At 62.7% G+C, this 17,944-nt stretch carries 19 protein-coding genes; 8 read left to right on the top strand and 11 right to left on the bottom strand.

The window, feature by feature from the left end; genetic code table 11:
* Positions 1-37: 37 nt before the first annotated feature.
* The 4 genes from rarD to VMP31_RS14050 form a co-directional block, all read right to left on the bottom strand.
* The gene (gene rarD / locus VMP31_RS14065; protein WP_325508136.1) at positions 38-940 is read right to left on the bottom strand and encodes an EamA family transporter RarD; all 903 of its coding nucleotides are present in this window, start codon (positions 938-940) and stop codon (positions 38-40) included.
* Entirely contained in the window at positions 937-1,812 is an 876-nt protein-coding gene (locus tag VMP31_RS14060; RefSeq protein WP_325508135.1) for a carboxylate/amino acid/amine transporter, read from the bottom strand. Before VMP31_RS14060 ends, rarD begins: the two co-directional genes overlap by 4 nt.
* Before the next feature lie 166 nt (positions 1,813-1,978).
* Positions 1,979-2,578 (bottom strand): FMN-dependent NADH-azoreductase, encoded by a 600-nt coding sequence (locus tag VMP31_RS14055; RefSeq protein WP_325508134.1) that lies wholly within the window; start codon positions 2,576-2,578, stop codon positions 1,979-1,981.
* Between the two features lie 153 nt (positions 2,579-2,731).
* Entirely contained in the window at positions 2,732-3,046 is a 315-nt protein-coding gene (locus tag VMP31_RS14050; RefSeq protein WP_325508133.1) for a 3-phosphoglycerate kinase, read from the bottom strand.
* 78 nt (positions 3,047-3,124) lie between these two features.
* Here VMP31_RS14050 and VMP31_RS14045 point away from each other — a divergent pair, with 78 nt between their 5' ends.
* The 4 genes from VMP31_RS14045 (at position 3,125) to VMP31_RS14030 (ending at position 7,389) form a co-directional block, all read left to right on the top strand.
* Entirely contained in the window at positions 3,125-4,051 is a 927-nt protein-coding gene (locus tag VMP31_RS14045; RefSeq protein WP_325508132.1) for a LysR family transcriptional regulator, read from the top strand.
* A gap of 15 nt (positions 4,052-4,066) precedes the next feature.
* A complete protein-coding gene (locus tag VMP31_RS14040; RefSeq protein ID WP_325508131.1) occupies positions 4,067-4,873 on the top strand; it encodes an alpha/beta hydrolase in 807 nt (268 codons plus the stop codon).
* 12 nt (positions 4,874-4,885) lie between these two features.
* Positions 4,886-5,440 carry a peptidylprolyl isomerase gene (locus VMP31_RS14035; protein ID WP_325508130.1) on the top strand — a complete coding sequence of 185 codons (555 nt, stop codon included), beginning with the start codon at positions 4,886-4,888 and terminating at the stop codon, positions 5,438-5,440.
* Positions 5,441-5,556: 116 nt separating this feature from the next.
* The gene (locus tag VMP31_RS14030) at positions 5,557-7,389 is read left to right on the top strand and encodes an ABC transporter ATP-binding protein (protein WP_325508129.1); all 1,833 of its coding nucleotides are present in this window, start codon (positions 5,557-5,559) and stop codon (positions 7,387-7,389) included.
* 89 nt (positions 7,390-7,478) lie between these two features.
* Here the strand turns inward: VMP31_RS14030 and VMP31_RS14025 are convergent, their stop codons facing one another.
* The 6 genes from VMP31_RS14025 to VMP31_RS14000 form a co-directional block, all read right to left on the bottom strand.
* Entirely contained in the window at positions 7,479-7,955 is a 477-nt protein-coding gene (locus VMP31_RS14025; RefSeq protein WP_325508128.1) for an REP-associated tyrosine transposase, read from the bottom strand.
* 103 nt (positions 7,956-8,058) lie between these two features.
* The gene (locus VMP31_RS14020; RefSeq protein WP_325508127.1) at positions 8,059-9,183 is read right to left on the bottom strand and encodes a GNAT family N-acetyltransferase; all 1,125 of its coding nucleotides are present in this window, start codon (positions 9,181-9,183) and stop codon (positions 8,059-8,061) included.
* Positions 9,184-9,361: 178 nt separating this feature from the next.
* Positions 9,362-10,630 (bottom strand): OprO/OprP family phosphate-selective porin, encoded by a 1,269-nt coding sequence (locus VMP31_RS14015; RefSeq protein WP_325508126.1) that lies wholly within the window; start codon positions 10,628-10,630, stop codon positions 9,362-9,364.
* A 312-nt stretch (positions 10,631-10,942) separates the two neighbouring features.
* Entirely contained in the window at positions 10,943-12,052 is a 1,110-nt protein-coding gene (locus VMP31_RS14010) for an NADH:flavin oxidoreductase (protein ID WP_325508125.1), read from the bottom strand.
* A gap of 54 nt (positions 12,053-12,106) precedes the next feature.
* On the bottom strand, positions 12,107-12,700 hold the full coding sequence (locus VMP31_RS14005; protein WP_325508124.1) for a TetR/AcrR family transcriptional regulator: 594 nt from the start codon (positions 12,698-12,700) through the stop codon (positions 12,107-12,109).
* A 222-nt stretch (positions 12,701-12,922) separates the two neighbouring features.
* The gene (locus VMP31_RS14000) at positions 12,923-13,210 is read right to left on the bottom strand and encodes a PA4642 family protein (RefSeq protein WP_325508123.1); all 288 of its coding nucleotides are present in this window, start codon (positions 13,208-13,210) and stop codon (positions 12,923-12,925) included.
* 183 nt (positions 13,211-13,393) lie between these two features.
* Between VMP31_RS14000 and dauA the strand changes: the two genes are divergently transcribed.
* Positions 13,394-15,133 carry a C4-dicarboxylic acid transporter DauA gene (gene dauA / locus VMP31_RS13995; protein WP_325508121.1) on the top strand — a complete coding sequence of 580 codons (1,740 nt, stop codon included), beginning with the start codon at positions 13,394-13,396 and terminating at the stop codon, positions 15,131-15,133.
* Between the two features lie 81 nt (positions 15,134-15,214).
* Here the strand turns inward: dauA and VMP31_RS13990 are convergent, their stop codons facing one another.
* On the bottom strand, positions 15,215-15,772 hold the full coding sequence (locus tag VMP31_RS13990) for a hypoxanthine-guanine phosphoribosyltransferase (protein WP_325508119.1): 558 nt from the start codon (positions 15,770-15,772) through the stop codon (positions 15,215-15,217).
* On the opposite strand from VMP31_RS13990, the gene VMP31_RS13985 reads away from it, so the two are divergent.
* From VMP31_RS13985 to VMP31_RS13975, 3 genes are all read left to right on the top strand, one after another.
* On the top strand, positions 15,752-15,919 hold the full coding sequence (locus VMP31_RS13985; RefSeq protein WP_325508117.1) for a hypothetical protein: 168 nt from the start codon (positions 15,752-15,754) through the stop codon (positions 15,917-15,919). The two genes, VMP31_RS13990 and VMP31_RS13985, sit on opposite strands and share 21 nt — an antisense overlap.
* A gap of 99 nt (positions 15,920-16,018) precedes the next feature.
* Positions 16,019-16,657 (top strand): uracil phosphoribosyltransferase, encoded by a 639-nt coding sequence (gene upp / locus VMP31_RS13980; protein WP_325508115.1) that lies wholly within the window; start codon positions 16,019-16,021, stop codon positions 16,655-16,657.
* A 2-nt stretch (positions 16,658-16,659) separates the two neighbouring features.
* The gene (locus VMP31_RS13975) at positions 16,660-17,928 is read left to right on the top strand and encodes a uracil-xanthine permease family protein (protein ID WP_325508113.1); all 1,269 of its coding nucleotides are present in this window, start codon (positions 16,660-16,662) and stop codon (positions 17,926-17,928) included.
* Positions 17,929-17,944: the final 16 nt, after the last annotated feature.

The following is a 17,944-nucleotide window of genomic DNA, read 5'->3' as shown; positions in this document are numbered from 1 at the left end:
GAGGCCGCCCTAGCGATGCACGCAGCCCTTCACTGCCTTAGCCAACCGCAAAGGCGCGGCGCTGCTTGAGCAGCACCCGCGCGCTATCCCAGGCGACCAGCAGCACCGCCAGCCAGATCGGCAGGTAGGTCAGCCACTGCGCGGCATTGAAGCGCTCGCCGAGAAACACCAGGGCCACCAGAAACAGCAACACCGGTTCGACATAACTGAGAATGCCGAACAGGCCCATCGGCAGCAGGCGACTGGCGGCCATCATCGCGGCAAACGCCAGGGCGCTGAGCAGGCCCAGCCCCGGCAGCAGCCACCACAGTTGCGGGGCCTGGGCAAACACCTGCGGCGGGCCCCAGGCGACGATCATCCAGATCGCCACCGGTGCCATCATCAGCATTTCCAGAACGAAGCCGGACAGCGCATCCAGGCGCATCCAGCGGCGCAGCATAAAATAAGGCGGATAGCCGAGCACCGTGACCAGCACGATCCAGGAAAACGCCTGGGTCAGCCAGAGTTCGTGGGCCACCCCGAGCAGCGCACAGATCACCGCCAGGCGCTGCAAAGGCCGCAGCCGCTCGCCATAGAACACCCGCCCGCTCAGCACCATCGCCAGCGGCAGAAGGAAATAACCCAGCGACACCTCAAGCATCCGCCCGGCCAGCGGAGCCCAGACAAACAGCGCCCACTGGATGGCCATCATCCCGGCAGCCAGCGGCAGCGCAGCCAGCAGCAAGGGTTCGTGACGCAAGCGCACAAAGGCCCGGCCCAGCACGGCCCACTGGCGCGACAGGGCGACCAGCAGCAACACCGCGGGAATCGACCAGAGCACCCGCTGGGCGAATACCTGCAGGCCGTCCAGAGGAGCCAGCTGCTGCACATAGCCGGGGATCATGGCGAACAGTACCGAGGCACCGACTGAAAATGCCACGCCCTTACCGGATAGATTCATCGCCTCACCTCAAGCGCAGGCCGGCGCGCCATGGCCAGCCGCGTCAGCAACAGGGAGCCCGCAATCACCAGCCCGCCCACGCCCAGGCGCAGCAGGTCGGCATCACGGTTCCACAACAGCAGGTTGACCAGCAACCCCGCCGGCACCAGGGCGTTATTCATCACCGCCAGGGTGCCGCCATCAACCAGGCTCGCGCCCTTGTTCCACCAGTAAAGACCAAGACCGGAGGCGACCAGGCCGAGCCAGAGCAATACGCTCCACTGGGTGACGTTGGCGGGTAAGCGGGCGGCGTTGCCGAATACGAGAAAGGCCGGAAGCGCCACGGCCAGGGCACCCAGGTAGAAATAACCGAAGCGCCGGTACTCCGGCATGCTCGCCGGATACCGCGTCAGCAGGTGCTTGTAGAACACCTGGCCGGCGGCGAAGGTGGCATTGGCGATCTGCAGCAGAAAGAAGCCGTAATAGAAGTCGGCACTGATCTGGTCGTAGCGAATCACCGCCGCGCCCGCCACCGCCACCAGGGCGGCAAGCAGAGCCCAGGGATTGAAGCGGCGGTTGAAGGCATCCTCGATCAGGGTCACGTGCAGCGGCGTGAGAATGGTGAACAGCAACACCTCCGGCACCGTCAGCACGCTGAAACTCAGGTACAGGCAGACATAGGTCACGCCGAACTGCAGCGCCCCGATCACCAGCATGCCGCGCATAAACCCAGGGGCCACGCCGCGCCAGCGGGTCAAGGGCAAAAACACCAGACCGGCGATAACGATGCGCGTCAGCACGGCAAAATAGCTGTCGACCTGGCCGGCCAGGTATTCGCCGATCAGGCTGAAGGAAAAGGCCCACAACAGGGTCACGATAACCAGATAACGCATAGCCACCTCTCTGCAAGGCGGCGACCTTAGCCTGTCGCGACGCACCGAACAATCGCCACCCACCGTGGCAACGGCAGATAAAAAAAACCGACCAGCTGCTTTCGCAACGGGTCGGGGAACGGCATCCGGGAGCTGCGGATGCCAGGAGAGTCGATAAGCGCTGAGGTCAGACGACCTGGGCGATTTTCCCCTTGGCCTCGCTCAGGCCCTTTTCCATAAACTCGCCGCCCAGGTTGAGGCCTTCGGCATGGATAAAGCTGACATCGTGAATGCCGATAAAGGCCAGCGCCTGGCGCAGGTAAGGTTCCTGATGGTCCATGGCGCTGCCGGCATAGATACCGCCGCGGGCAGTCAGGACAAAGGCACGCTTGCCGCTGAGCAAGCCTTGCGGACCGTTTTCCGTGTACTTGAAGGTCACCCCGGCGCGCAGCACATGGTCGAGCCAGGCCTTGAGGGTGCTGGGAATGGTGAAGTTGTACATGGGCGCGGCCAGCACCAGCACATCGGCGGCCAGCAGCTCGTCGGTAAGGCTATTGGACAAGGCCAGCGCCGCCTGTTCGGCGGTGCTCTGCTGCACGGCCGGGGTCATCCAGCCGCCCAGCAGGTTGGCATCCAGGTGAGGCACCTGATCGATGGCCAGGTCGCGTACCTTGATCTGATCACTCGGGTTGGCGGCCTGCCAGTTGGCAATAAATTGCGCGGTGAGCTGGCGCGATACCGAACCCTGTTGACGGGCGCTGCTTTCGATTACCAGTAGCGTTGACATGCTGGGTGCTCCATCGCGTAGGGGGTGATGAACGTCGATGGGCGCAGAGTAGAGAGGCACAAACCGATAAAAAAGCGCAAATATCTGCACCAAGCTATCGATAAAGTTGATTTATACCACCCCCAGGATTAGGCTCGGGAACACCCCGGCAGGTTATTGCAGGCCGCAGGTCAGCTGGATGCGCAGGCGAATAATGCTGCGGCTGAACTTGACCGTGACATTACTGCTTTCCCCTGCTGCCAGGCTGACCTTGCGGGTGCGCGGGGCTTCCGGGCCGTTGCGAAACAGCGCCGTGCACTGGGCAGCGCTGCTGCCATAGTTGTGCAGCATCAGGCCGCCCATGTTGTGGTCGATTTCCTGGGTGGAGGCCGAGACTTCGGCACCGTTGAACTGTTTTTCCAGCTCGATCGGGTAGGCAAAAACGCTCAGCGGCAAACAGGCGAGCAAGGCGCAACAGAATTTTTTCATGCGGGCAGTCTCCAGCGAAAGACGGCCAGTTTAGGTTGATTGAGCCGGCATTTGCACCTTAGTGGACAGGATAAATCGATGAAAGCCCCACGCGTGACCCTCGATCAATGGCGCACCCTGCAGGCGGTGGTGGACCAGGGCGGCTTCGCCCAGGCGGCCGAAGTGCTGCACCGCTCGCAATCCTCGGTCAGCTATACGGTGGCGCGCATGCAGGAGCAGCTCGGCGTACCGTTGCTGCGTATCGACGGGCGCAAGGCAGTGCTCACCGAAGCCGGCGACGTGCTGCTGCGCCGTTCGCGGCAACTGGTCAAGCAGGCCAGCCAGCTGGAAGACCTGGCCCACCATATGGAGCAGGGCTGGGAAGCGGAGGCGCGCCTGGTGGTCGATGCCGCCTACCCCAACGCCCGCCTGGTGCGGGCGCTGACCGCCTTTATGCCGCAAAGCCGCGGCTGCCGGGTGCGCCTGCGCGAGGAGGTGCTGTCCGGCGTCGAGGAGGTGCTCCGGGAAGGCACGGCCGACCTGGCCATCAGCGCCCTGAGCCTTCCGGGCTTTCTCGGCACCGAGATGAGTTCGGTCGAATTTATCGCTGTCGCCCACCCCGACCATGCCCTGCATCGCATGCAACGCGAACTGACCTTTCAGGACCTAGAAACCCAGATGCAGGTGGTGATCCGCGATTCCGGCCGCCTGCAGCCGCGGGATGTCGGCTGGCTCGGTGCGGAACAGCGCTGGACGGTCGGCAGCCTGGCCACCGCGGCGACCTTCGTTGGCAACGGCCTGGGCTTCGCCTGGCTGCCGCGCCACCTGATCGAACGGGAACTCAAGGACGGGTTGCTCAAACCCCTACCCTTGGATCAGGGTGGCAGCCGCAACCCGGTCTTCTATCTTTATTCGAACAAAGACAAACCCCTGGGCCCCGCGACCCAGATCCTGGTCGATTTGATCCGCCGCTTCGATGCCGCGCCGTTGAATGCAGCCTTTGCCGCCCCCCTGCCCTCGGCCTGATAAGGAGTCCGCTAGATGTCCTATTTCAATCACGATGGCTGTCAGTTGCACTACGAAGAGTACGGCCACGGCGCGCCCGTGTTGCTGGTCCACGGCCTGGGTTCGAGCACCCGCGACTGGGAGTACCAGATCCCCGACCTGGCGGCCCACTACCGGGTGATCGCCCTCGACGTACGCGGCCACGGCCGTTCCGACAAACCGCGCGAGCCTTACAGCATCGCCGGTTTTGCCGAAGACACCATCGCCCTGATCGAACACCTGAACTACGGCCCGGTGCACCTGGTGGGCATTTCCATGGGCGGGATGATCGGCTTCCAGCTCGGCGTGGAACGCCCCGACCTGCTGAAAAGCCTGTGCATCGTCAACAGCGGCCCGGAAGTGAAGGCGAAAAGCCCGCGCGATTACCTGGAAATCGCCAAACGCTGGACCCTGTCACGCCTGCTCAGCCTCGACACCATCGCCAAGGGCCTCGGTCGGCTGCTATTCCCCAAGCCCGAGCAGGGCGAACTGCGGCGCAAGATCGAGGAGCGCTGGCCGCAGAATGACAAACGCGCCTACCTCGCCAGCCTCGATGCGATTATCGGCTGGGGCGTACGCGAACAACTGGCAGCCATCACCTGTCCTACATTGGTAATCGCCGCTGACCGCGATTACACCCCGGTGGCGCAGAAGCAGGCCTACGTTGACGAAATGCCCAATGCCCGCCTGCTGGTGATCGACGACTCGCGCCACGCCACCCCGTTGGACCAACCTGAACTATTCAACAGCAATCTGCTGGCCTTCCTCAGCGAAGTCGAGCAGGCTGCCCCCACAGCCCAATAAGGACCCACACGCATGTTGAAAACCCTCACCCTCGCCGCCTGCTCCCTATTGTTCGCCACCAGCCTGCTGGCCGCGGATAACCCGAAAGTGCTGCTGACCACCAGCCTGGGCGAAATCGAAATCGAACTGGAAGCCACCAAGGCCCCGATCAGCACCGCCAACTTCCTCGGCTACGTGGACAGCGGCTATTACGCCGGCACCCAGTTCCACCGGGTAATTCCGGGCTTTATGGTGCAGGGCGGCGGTTTCGATGCGCAGATGCAGCAGAAAGACCCTCAAGCCTCGATCAAGAATGAAGCCGACAACGGGTTGCACAACGTACGCGGCACCCTGGCCATGGCCCGCACCCAGGTGCGCGACTCGGCCACCAGCCAGTTCTTTATCAACCACCAGGACAACGCCTTCCTTGACCACGGCTCGCGCGACTTCGGTTACGCGGTATTCGGCAAGGTGGTGAAGGGCATGGACGTGGTCGACAAGATCGCCCAGGTGCCCACCGCCAACCGCGGCGGCCACCAGAACGTGCCCCGCGAACCGGTGCTGATCCTCGAAGCCAAGCGCCTCTGATCCACCCCGCAGGGTGGGCATGCTGCAGATGCCCACCCTCGTCATCCGCGCAACACCCGCCCCGGCAAACTCGCTAGAATCAGGCTCTTTTCCCCGACCTGGGCAGGACGCCTGACATGTTGTTTCGCCGCTTCGAAAGCCTGATCGACGTCTTCAAACCCAGCCCCGACGTCGAACCGCCGGCCGGCATGCTGGCTTTCTATGCCCACTACCTGCGCCAGGTCTGGCCGCTAATGATCGCCGTGCTGGTGGTCGGTTTCGTCGCCGCCTTGATCGAAGTGGCGCTGTTCAGCTTCCTCGGCCAGCTGATCGACATGACCCAGACCACCCCCAGTAGCGAGTTCTTCCAGCAACACCAGGGCACCCTGTTGTGGATGCTGCTGGTGGCCCTGGTTATCCGCCCGCTGGTGTTCGGCCTGCACAACCTGCTGACCCACCAGACCATCAACCCCGGCCTGACCAACCTGATCCGCTGGCAGAACCATCGCTATGTGCTCAAGCAGAGCCTGGGCTTCTTCCAGAACGACTTCGCCGGGCGCATCGCCCAACGCATCATGCAAACCGGCCCTTCGCTACGCGACTCGGCCATGCAGGTGGTCGACGCCCTCTGGCACGTGGCGGTGTATGCCGCCAGCGCGCTGTACCTGTTCGCCGCCGCCGACCTGCGCCTGATTGCCCCGCTGCTGCTGTGGATCATCGGCTACTGCGCGGCGCTCTGGTACTTCGTGCCGCGGATCAAGGAGCGCTCCGCGCAAGCCTCGGCGGCGCGCTCGAAAGTCATGGGCCGGGTAGTCGACGGCTACAGCAATATCGCCACCCTCAAACTGTTCGCCCATACCCAGGTCGAGGAGCACTACACCCGTGACGCCATCCAGGAGCTGCTCGGCAAGGTGCGCCTGCAATCACGCATCATCACCACCCTGGATTTTCTGGTGACCTGCCTCAACGGCATGCTGATCGTCGGCACCGGTGCGCTGGCCCTGTGGCTGTGGAGCCAGGCGCTGATCAGCACCGGTGCCATCGCCCTGGCGCTGGGCCTGGTGATCCGCATCAACGGCATGGCCGAATGGATCATGTGGGTGGTCAACGGCATCTTCGAGAACGTCGGCACCGTGCAGGACGGCATGAAAACCATCGTCCAGCCGCGCCAGGTGCTCGACCAGGAACAGGCCAAGCCGTTGCAAGTCAGCCGCGGCGCGGTGCAGTTCGACGATATCCACTTTCATTACGGCAACAGCCACGGGGTGATCGCCGGCCTGAGCCTGACGGTTGCGCCCGGCGAGAAAATCGGCCTGGTTGGCCCTTCCGGCGCGGGCAAGTCAACTCTGGTCAATCTGCTGCTGCGCCTCTACGACCTGGAGAGCGGGCGCATCCTGATCGACGGCCAGAACATCGCCGAAGTAGCCCAGGAAAGCCTGCGCGCACAGATCGGCATGGTCACTCAGGACACCTCGCTGCTGCACCGCTCGATCCGCGACAACCTGCTCTATGGCAAACCCGATGCCAGCGAGGATGAATTGCTTGAAGCCGTGCGCAAAGCCCGCGCCGACAGCTTTATCCCGCGGCTCGACGACGGCCAGGGCGGCCGCGGCTTCGACGCCCAGGTCGGCGAGCGCGGGGTCAAGCTCTCCGGCGGCCAGCGCCAACGCATCGCCATCGCCCGCGTGCTGCTCAAGGACGCACCGATCCTGGTGCTCGACGAAGCCACCTCGGCGCTGGACTCGGAAATCGAAGCGGCGATCCAGGAAAGCCTGGATACCCTGATGCAAGGCAAAACGGTGATCGCCATCGCCCACCGCCTATCGACCATCGCCCGCATGGACCGGCTGGTGGTGATCGATCAGGGTCGCATCGTCGAAACCGGCAGCCACAGTGAGCTGATTGCCCAAGGCGGCCTCTATGCACGGCTTTGGCAGCACCAGACCGGGGGGTTTGTTGGGGTGGAGTAAAACGCACAACGCGGATACACCACTCCCCCCGTAGGAGCGGCCCATGGCCGCGAAGCGATATTGAATACACCAACCATCGCCGATCCGGATCAAAGCCAGATGGCATTCCAGAACGGATAATCCCCGATCCGCTTGACCAGCCCCGCTCGCAGCGGATTGGCCACGATATAACGGGCGACGGCTTGCAGATCGTCCTCTTCGCGCAGGGCATGATCGTGAAAGGCTTTCGACCACAGCGACCCCATTCGATTCAGGGTGCGATTAGTGTGGCGGGAACTGGCGGATTTGAGCCGGCCAATCACATCGCCGAGGTTGTCGGCCTCGCCAAGCTGAAGCAACCAGTGCGCATGGTCCGGCATCAACACCCAGGCCAGCATGCGGCTTCCTCTGAGCAAGGCGGCGTCTTCGAAACAGCGAGCGGCCGAGCACGCCGCAGGAAAGTGGCTGAGCAGCGGTTCGCGATTTTGAGTTGTTGTGGTGATCAGATAAGCCGTATTGCAGATAGATGCACGGCCATTGCGTAATGCTGCGTGCCCCGGTTTCCGGTAGCTGTAACGCTCGTCCATAAGCGTTCTCCTTGAGAAATTCGCGGGCATGGCCCGCTCCTACGTCGAGGATAGACTGACAACACGCTGTTTTTGTAGGAGCGGCCCATGGCCGCGAAAAATCTCAGTTCTGGCGGTACGGCAGTAGCTCGCGGGCCTGTTCGACATAAGCGCGGATGCCGTGCTGTTCCTCGACGAGGAAGTTCGCCACGGCATCGCGCAGGCCTGGATGGCAGAGGTAGTGCCAGGAGTGAGTGATCACCGGTTCAAAGCCGCGGATCAGCTTGTGCTCGCCCTGGGCACCGGCATCGAAACGCTGCATTCCCTGGGCAATCGCATAGTCCATGCCCTGGTAGAAACAGGTTTCGAAGTGCAGCCGATCGAACTCGGCCAGGCAACCCCAGTAGCGCCCGTATAGGCTGTCGCCGCCGACCAGGCTAAAGGCCATGGCCACCGGTCTACCGGCTTGATGCGCCAGCACCACACGAATCATCTCGGGCATGCGCTCGGCCAGCAGGCTGAAGAAGGCGCGCGTCAGGTACGGTGACTGGCCGCGCACGTGGTAGGTATTGGCGTAGCACAGATAAACAAAATCCCACTCCAGCTCGCTAAGCTGATGGCCCTCACGCCAGTCGAAGTCGATGCCCTGCCCTGCCACCTGTTCGCGCTCCTTGCGCATCTGCTTGCGCTTGCGCGAACTGAGGGCATCGAGAAAGTCCTGAAAATCCCGGTAGCCGCGGTTGTGCCAGTGATATTGGCAGCCGAGGCGCTGCAACCAGCCGTCGCGGCCCTGCAGCAGGGCATCGTCGGCCGGGCTGGTGAAGTTGATATGCAGGCTCGACAGCCCCTGCGCTGCCAGGCTGGCGCTTAGCTTATCGAGCAATTGCCCGGCGGCCAGCGGATCGCCGAGCAAGCGCTGCCCACCCACCGGCGAGAAGGGAATGGCACCGAGCAGTTTGGGGTAATAATCGATGCCGGCACGGTGGCAGGCATCGGCCCAGCCGTGGTCAAACACGTACTCGCCGTAGGAATGGCTTTTCACATAGGCCGGCATGGCGGCCAGCAGCTGGCCCTGCTCACCCAGTAGAACCGCATGAGCCGGCTGCCAACCACTGCGCCCGCCAACGCTGCCACTGTCCTCCAGCGCCGCGAGAAAAGCATGGCGCAAGAAGGGCTGCGCCTCAGTCAGCAGGCCGTCCCACTGACTGGCGGCAATTTCATCGATGGAATTCAGGCGGGTAGGCAACATCGGTAGCTCGGCGAGTCGGGCAAGGCTGCACTATAGCGCCAGAGCCGCTGTAGGGCGCTACGGGAGATCAACCCGCAGCCTGCCCCCGCTTATGGGCCGCGTTGCAGATATATCGCGACGAAAAAAAGCCCCGCACGAGGCGGGGCTTGAAAGGAGCAGCGTATGAGGAGTTTGTTGCTTAGAACGCGTATTGCAGGCGCAGGCTCAGTGCGTCGCCATCGTCGCCGTTGCTGGCATTGGCGATGTTGTCGCTGTCAGCCATCAAGTAGTTGGCCGAAACTTTTACCGCTTCGTTGGCATACCAGTTCACACCCACGGTGTGGATCTTGGCCTTGGTGTCTACGAAGTCGCTTTCTTCAGCCTTGATATTGTCGTAGCGGTACACCAGTTCCCAAGCGCCAGTCTGCTTGTTGGCAGGCTTGATGCTGTCGAACTTGCCGCCGTCGAGTTTGTAGCCGCGGGCTTCACCGGTCAGGGTGTAAGCCAGTTGCACGTTGTAGCCAGTGGCTTCGCGGTCATTGCGCAGCGAGCCCGACTTGGCATCGATGTCGCGACGCAGGTATTCGCTCTGGATGGAGAACGGACCCATAGCGAAAGCGGCTTCCAGGCCCCAGGCATCATCGCCGTCGAACTGGCCGGCAACTGCAGGCGCGAAGTCAGGACGGTTGCCGTTCTTGGTGTCTTCGGTAGTACCACGCACATTCAGACGCGAACGCACCCGGCCATCGAAGTCTTCAGTGGTGCGCTTGGCGTAGTTGACGCCGAAGTGCAGCACATTGCCGGCCTCGGCCATCGGCGCGATCACACCGCGCAGGTTGTAGGTGTTGTTGTTCTTGCCGTCGTCATCTTCGTTACCCTTGGCGCGGTTGATCCCGGCCGAGCCGTAGAACAGCTCGCCTGCCACACCGCTAACCTGGATGCCCATGCCATCTTGCTTGTCGTTGACCCAGTCGGCCAGGTCATAGATAGCGGAACGCTCGATGGTGCTGATCCACTTGGAGCTGGTGGCTTTTTCCAGACCGAAATCCGGGTCGAAACGACCGATTTTCACGTTAACCGGCTTGAACCCGGTGTAAGTGATGGACGCTTCGTCCCACTTGCTCGAACCGCTTTCACCGAAATCGACGTTGAAGGCGTATTTCCAATCCTTGTAGGCAGTACCGGAAATCTCCAGGATGGCACGGCGGAAGTAGGCTTCGTTGGCGGTCTTACCGTTCTTGGTGTAGATACCGTCGAACTGGTCGAAGTCAGCCTGCAGGCGACCACCAATCTTGAAGCTGAATTCTTTGTCGGTGGTGGCCACTTCCAGGCCACCCTTGGTCTTGACCACGATGTCGGCGCCGTCAGTTGTAACGGTGCCAGCGAAAGCCTGGGCGGAAACGGCCAGGGCCAGAGCGCTGGTTGCGAAGCCGGCCATTACTCCACGAAAGCTGTGCTTACGGATCATCGAAGATTCCTCTAAATGGACTTTTAAGTGTTTAAAACACCCGAGCGCTGGGGCTCGTTCGTGCTGGAGGGAATCTTGGCGGCGGGATATTTCAGCGCCGTTGCTGATATATAAATATTTGATGACACGGGAACTTCTTACTTCGTTTGCATATAAGCAGCCACAGACAGCCGCTCGTGAAAAATACCGCCGCTCCGCCCAGGCTGTTGCAGCACACCAGTTGCGGCGATTGTGCAGACGAAAAAAAGCCCCGATGTGCCGGGGCTTGAGGAGTGTTGCGCCGTTTTGCGGCGCACACGATAAAACGGGTAATCAGACCAAGCTGGTCAGGGCATCACGACTAAACGGCAAAATGTCCTGCTCGCGGCCATCGCGTACTTTTACCGCCCAATCCGGGTCAACCAGCAGCGCGCGGCCTACGGCCACCAGGTCGAACTCCTGGTTGTTCAGGCGCTCCAGCAGGTTTTCCAGGCTGGCGGGCTGAGCCACCTTGTCGGTGTTGACCATAAACTGCAGGAACTCGCCGTCCAGGCCGACGCTGCCGACGGTGATGGTTGGCTTGCCGGTAAGTTTGCGGGTCCAGCCGGCCAGGTTCAGCTCGGAGCCGTCGAATTCCGGCTCCCAGAAGCGGCGGGTCGAGCAATGGAAGATATCCACGCCGGCGTCAGACAGCGGCTTGAGGAAAGCTTCCAGGGCTTCCGGGGTTTCCACCAGACGGGCGCTGTAATCCTGCTGCTTCCACTGCGAGAAGCGGAAGATGATCGGGAACTCCGGGCCGACTGCGGCGCGTACGGCCTTGATCAGTTCGATGGCGAAACGCGAGCGCTGCGCCAGGTCACCGCCGTATTCGTCGCTGCGCTGGTTGCTGCCGGCCCAGAAGAACTGGTCGACCAGATAGCCGTGGGCACCGTGGATTTCCACGCCGTCCATGCCGATGGCTTGGGCATCCTTGGCAGCCTGGGCGAAGGCGGCGATCACCTCGTTGATGTCGTCCTGGGTCATACCGTGCACAACCACGTTGCCTTCTTTGATTTTCTCGCTCGGGCCGTAGCCTGGGACGCTGGCGTCCGGCTCGGTGCCCAGCTTGCGCACATTGCCCACGTGCCACAGCTGCGGAACGATCTTGCCGCCTTCGGCGTGCACCGCCTCGACCACTTTCTTCCAACCAGCCAGGGCGTCTTCACCGTAGAAACGCGGCACGTTCGGGTAACCGTTGGCGGCCTTGTGGCCAACCGTGGTGCCTTCGGTGACGATCAGACCTACACCGCCAGCGGCGCGGCGACGGTAGTACTCGATGACCTTGCTGTTGGGCACGCCACCCGGGGAAAAGGAACGGGTCATCGGGGCCATGACTACACGGGTCGGCAGCTCCAGGTTGCCCAGGGTAAAGGGTTGGAACAGCGCTTTAACGGGATCGGTCATCATCGTTCCTCTAGCCGGCCTGGCGACCGGTCATGGTTAGTCGAAGGTTAAATGTCAGGCCTGCAACAGCAGTTGCAGACGTTGGATAAAGTCTTCCAGCACCCGGGTATTGCTCGACACCTTGAGCCGGGTCAGCGCGCCCTGCCAGGCATTGGCAACAAAGCTCGCCAGGTTGCGGCAATCCTCATCGGCCGGTAGTTCACCGGCCGCCTGCGCCTGTTCCAGGCAGCCTTGGAGGATGTCCGCCGAGCGCTGCAGGATCGCATCGACCTGCGCGCCCAGGGTCGGCGACAGCTCGGCCATCTCGAAACTCAGGCTGCCAATAAAGCAGTGGTACTCCAGACGCTCCTGGCGAGCGAAGTGCTCTACCAGTTCGGCGTAATAACCGAGGATGCGCTCGCGCGGGCTCAATGCAGGATTGGCTAGGGCTTCGGCATAACGCGCCAGGCGCGGTTGGTAAACCTGCTGCAGGGCCTGCAGGGCAAAGTCTTCCTTGCTGGCGAAGTAGTGGTAGAAGGAGCCCTTAGGCACCCCCGCCGCCTGCACGATCTCCTGCACGCCAGCACCGTGATAACCACGACGGGTCATCACCTCGGCGCCTTTGGCGAGGATCAGGTCACGCTTGTCGAGTCGGATGTTTGAGTTCATGCCGGCAAGAATATGACCGGTCGTCTCGCCCGCCCAGCACTATTGATTTGCGTGATTAGTAGCAAGAAGTTGAGCGGGGATCAGGATTGATTTCGCGGGCATGGAACGAGGTGTCCCCCCCGCTCCTACAGACGCTGACATCCGTAGGAGCGGGCCATGCCCGCGATCGCTGGGAAGCAGCGCAAGCTAGGCCAGATGGGAGGGCCTGGCGGAAGGGCTGGATCAGCCGCGAGCGGCTTTGATCACTTCAATATAGGGTTCGGCAAAGCGCTGGTCCTGAATCAGCGCGATAAAGTCGTTGCCTTGGGCATCCTTGGCGTTCAGGTCGTACCCGGCGGCGACAAAAAAGCCGACAAAACGCTCGAAGTCGTCGATGCGCAGGCCGCGGTAGGCCTTGACCAGTTTGTGCAGCGAGGGCGGCGTGGCATCGGCCGGCTCCACGGCGAGGAACAGCTTGATCGGCTCGTCACCAATCTCTTCGCCAATCACCTGTTTCTTGTCTTTGCGCATCATCAACTCCAGCATACCGGGCCTCGGGGGCCGGCAGTTTACCCCCGGCGCGGGCCAGGGCTCAACGCATCACCAGCGAGCCGAACTTTTTAGCATGGCCACGGGGCTCGGAATAGCCGACTTAGGTCACCCCTGAACCGCCGCCGCAGCCCCTATACTGCCAGTATCCACCGCGGAGCCATCATGTCGCTGCCCTTACCGCCGCTGTTCGCTGCCTGGCGTCAAACCCTGCGTGCCGGCTACTCCTGGCGCGCCCTGCGCGGCGACCTCAGTGCCGGCCTCACCGTTGGCATCATCGCCATTCCGCTGGCCATGGCCCTGGCGATTGCCGTGGGCGTGCCGCCGCAACACGGTCTGTATACGGTGCTGGTGGCCGGCAGCCTGATCGCCTTGTTTGGCGGCTCGCGCTTCAATGTCAGCGGCCCGACCGCGGCCTTTGTGGTGATACTGCTGCCGATCACCCAGCAATTCGGCCTCGGCGGCCTGCTGCTGTGCACCCTGATGGCCGGGCTGATTCTGATTGCCCTGGGGCTGATGCGCGCCGGCCGGCTGATCGAATTTATCCCCTACCCGGTCACCCTGGGCTTTACCGCCGGGATCGGCATCGTGATCGCCACCTTGCAGTTCAAGGACCTGTTCGGCCTGAGCCTGGCCGACCAGCCGAACAACTATATCGAGCAGGTGCAGGGGCTGTTGCAGGCCCTGCCCAGCCTGCAGCTGGGCGACAGCCTGGTGGCACTGGTGTGCCTGGCGGTGCTGCTGCTCTGGCCGCGCTGGGTCCCCAGGGTGCCAGGGCATCTGGTGGCGCTGGCGGTGGGTGCCCTGCTCGGCCTGCTGCTGGAAAGCCTGCAGATACCCGTGGCGACCATCGGCGAGCGTTTCAGCTACAGCGTGGAGGGTGTCGAGTACCCGGGCATTCCGCCTTTTTTGCCGAGCTTCAGCTGGCCCTGGCTGCTGCCCGGCCCCGACGGACAACCGCTGGCAATCAGCTTCGAACTGTTCCGCCAGCTGCTCGCCCCGGCCTTTGCCATCGCCATGCTCGGAGCCATCGAGTCGCTGCTGTGCGCGGTGGTCGCCGACGGCATGACCGGCAGCAAGCACGACCCCAATGGTGAGCTGATCGGCCAAGGCCTGGGCAATCTGCTCGCGCCCCTTTTCGGCGGCATCACCGCCACCGCGGCGATTGCCCGCAGCGCCGCCAATGTGCGCGCCGGGGCCTTTTCGCCGCTGGCGGCGATTATCCATTCGGCCGTGGTACTGGTCGCCATCCTGTTTCTCGCGCCGCTGTTCAGCTACCTGCCGATGGCCGCCCTGGCCGCCCTGTTGCTGATGGTGGCGTGGAATATGAGCGAGGTGCGGCATGTGCAGCACACCCTGCGCATAGCCCCACGCAGCGACGTGCTGGTACTGCTGACCTGCCTGACCCTGACCGTGCTGTTCGATATGGTGCTGGCGGTGGGGGTCGGCCTGCTGCTCGCGGCGGGGCTGTTTATCAAGCGCATGAGCGACCTGACCGACACCGAGAGCCTGCCCCGGGACTTTCACCAGGCGCTGAGTGATCTGCCCGAGCATGTGCTGGTGTACGCCATTCGCGGCCCGCTGTTTTTCGGCGCGGCGGAAAAGGCCCTGAGCGTGCTGCGCCGCTTTAGTCCGGGGGTCAAGGTGGTGATCGTCGATATCAGCGCGGTACCGCTGCTGGATATGACCGCCCTGGCGGCGCTGGACAATGTGCTGCGCGACTACCGCGCCCAGGGCGTCGGCCTGATCCTGAGCGGGCCGGTGCCCCATGTGCGCCTGCAACTACGGCGCGCCGGCATCCAGCGCGTCGAAGGCCATCTGGCCTACGTGCGCGACCTGGCCCAGGCCCGGGAAAAGGCCCTGCGCTGGCTGACACCCAAGGCCGATGAGGGATCAGCAACGTAGGGTGGATAACGCGCAGCTTATCCACCATGGACCTTGATGGTGGAAAACGCTTCGCGGTTTTCCACCCTACAGCAGCGGTGCTTACAGACCTTTAACCGCGTAGATCCCCGGCGCGTTGCGCCAGTAGCCCTTGTAATCCATGCCGTAGCCAAACACGTAGCGATCAACGCAGGGCATGCCGACGTAATCAGCCTTGAGGTCGGGGCGCGCCTTGCGGTCGTGGGTCTTGTCTACCAGCACGGCGATGCGCACGTTCTTGGCACCGGCATGCCGGCAGAAATCGATGATTGCGCCGAGGGTGTGCCCTTCATCGAGGATGTCGTCGATGATCAGCACGTCGCGATCAATAAAGGAGATTTCCGGCTTGGCCTTCCAGAACAGCTCGCCGCCGCTGGTTTCATTGCGGTAGCGGGTGGCGTGCAGGTAGGACAGTTCCAGCGGAAAGTTGAGCTTGGGCAACAGCTTGCCGGAGAAGATCAGCCCGCCGTTCATCACGCAGAACACCACGGGATTGCTCTCGGCCATCTCGCTGTTGATGGCCGCCGCCATGGTGTCGATGGCCACTTCGACCTCGGCATTGCTGTACAGGCAATCGGCTTCGGACATGACTTGGCGGATATGCGCGAGATCGACGGACATGCTGTTTCCTCTTGGGAACGGGACGACAAGCAGCAGAAAGCTGATCGATGCGTCAAAATAAAAGCCGGCAAAGGTACCCATCTGCGGCAAGCAGAGCAAGGTCTGGCAGACAAACAGGGCAAATTGTCGGCAACAGGCGAAATTTAGACGCTAATTGCCGATTTCACCCGGGCTCGAGGCAGCAATTGGAATCGCCAATGCTTTAATCTAGGCCAGTTTTCTACCCGTCCTGCCGGAGACCCCGCCATGCCCATCCTCGAGATCCGCCACCCGCTGATCCGCCACAAGCTCGGCCTGATGCGCCGCGCCGATATCAGCACAAAGAATTTTCGCGAACTGGCCCAGGAAGTCGGCGCGCTGCTGACCTACGAGGCGACCAAGGATCTGCCCCTGGAAAACTGCGAGATCGAAGGCTGGTGCGGCACAGTGCAGGTGGAAAAGATCTCCGGCAAGAAGATCACCGTGGTGCCGATCCTGCGTGCCGGCATCGGCATGCTCGAAGGCGTGCTCAGCCTGATTCCCGGGGCCAAGGTCAGTGCCGTGGGCGTGGCGCGTAACGAGGAAACGCTGGAAGCGCACACCTACCTGGAAAAACTGGTACCGGAAATCGACGAGCGCCTGGCGATGATCATCGACCCCATGCTGGCCACCGGCGGCTCCATGGTCGCCACCATCGACCTGCTGAAAAAAGCCGGCTGCAAGGAAATCCGCGCCATGGTCCTGGTCGCCGCGCCGGAAGGCATCAAGGCGGTGGCCGATGCCCACCCGGACGTGACCATCTTTACCGCCTCCATCGACCAGTGCCTGAATGAACACGGCTATATCATTCCCGGCCTAGGCGATGCCGGCGACAAGATCTTCGGCACCAAGCAAAAGGACGCCTGAGCATGCAGGATCATATGCAGGACGCCACCTGGCGTCAGGCCCTGGCCGGCTCGCAGATGCTCTTCGTGGCCTTTGGCGCACTGGTGCTGATGCCGCTGATCACCGGCATGGACCCCAACGTGGCGCTGTTTACCGCAGGGCTCGGCACCTTGATCTTCCAACTGGTGACCAAGAACCAGGTGCCGGTGTTTCTCGCCTCCAGCTTTGCCTTTATCGCCCCTATCCTTGCCGCCAAGGCCGACTTCGGCCTGCCCGCCACCCTCGGCGGCCTGGTCGCCGCCGGTGTGGCTTATATGCTGCTGGCCGGTGCAGTGAAGATCAAAGGCACCGGTTTTATCGACCGCCTGCTGCCGCCAGTGGTGATTGGCCCGGTGATCATGGCCATCGGCCTGGGCCTGGCCCCGGTGGCGGCCAATATGGCCATGGGCAAGGCCGGTGACGCCAGCGCGCAGCTGGTGCCCTATGACATCGCCCTGATGATTTCCCTGCCGGCGCTGCTCACCACCCTGATCGTCGCGGTGATCGGCCGCGGCATCTTCCGCCTGATCCCGATTCTCTGCGGGATTTTCTTGGGTTATATGCTGGCCTGGCTGTTCGGCGTGGTCGACTTCAGCCCGGTGGCCGCTGCGCCCTGGCTGGCCGTACCGAACTTCGTCGCCCCGGAACTGCACTGGGGGGCCATCCTGTTTATCCTGCCGGTGGCCATTGCCCCGGCCATCGAGCATATCGGCGACGTGCTGGCGATCGGCACCGTCACCGGCAAGAACTACCTGAAACAGCCGGGTCTGCACCGCACCCTGCTCGGCGACGGCCTGGCCACCTCGGCCGCCGGCCTGCTCGGCGGGCCGCCCAATACCACCTACTCGGAAGTTACCGGGGCGGTGATGCTGACCAAGAACTTCAACCCCAAGGTGATGCTCTGGGCGGCGGTCATCGCCATGACCCTGGCCTTTATCGGCAAGTTCGGCGCGGTGCTGCAGAGCATCCCGGTGCCGGTGATGGGCGGCATTCTCTGCCTGTTGTTCGGCTCCATCGCCGTGGTCGGCCTGAATACCCTGATCCGTCACCAGGTCGACCTGTCCGAGGCGCGCAACCTGGTGATCGTTGCGGTCACCCTGGTGTTCGGCATTGGCGGTATGGTGATTGGCGCAGGCGACGTCAGCCTGAAAGGCATCTCCCTGTGCGGCATCATCGCCATCCTGCTCAACCTCCTGCTGCCGGGTGGCCAAGGCTGGCGCAACAAGACGCTTAGCGAAGAGCCAGAGGCCTAGGCAAGGTTTGTCCGCC

This window comes from Pseudomonas sp. (genome assembly GCF_035512415.1).
Taxonomy (GTDB): domain Bacteria; phylum Pseudomonadota; class Gammaproteobacteria; order Pseudomonadales; family Pseudomonadaceae; genus Aquipseudomonas.
Note: the sequence above shows the minus strand (reverse complement) of the source record. Positions and strands in the feature narration are given on the sequence as shown.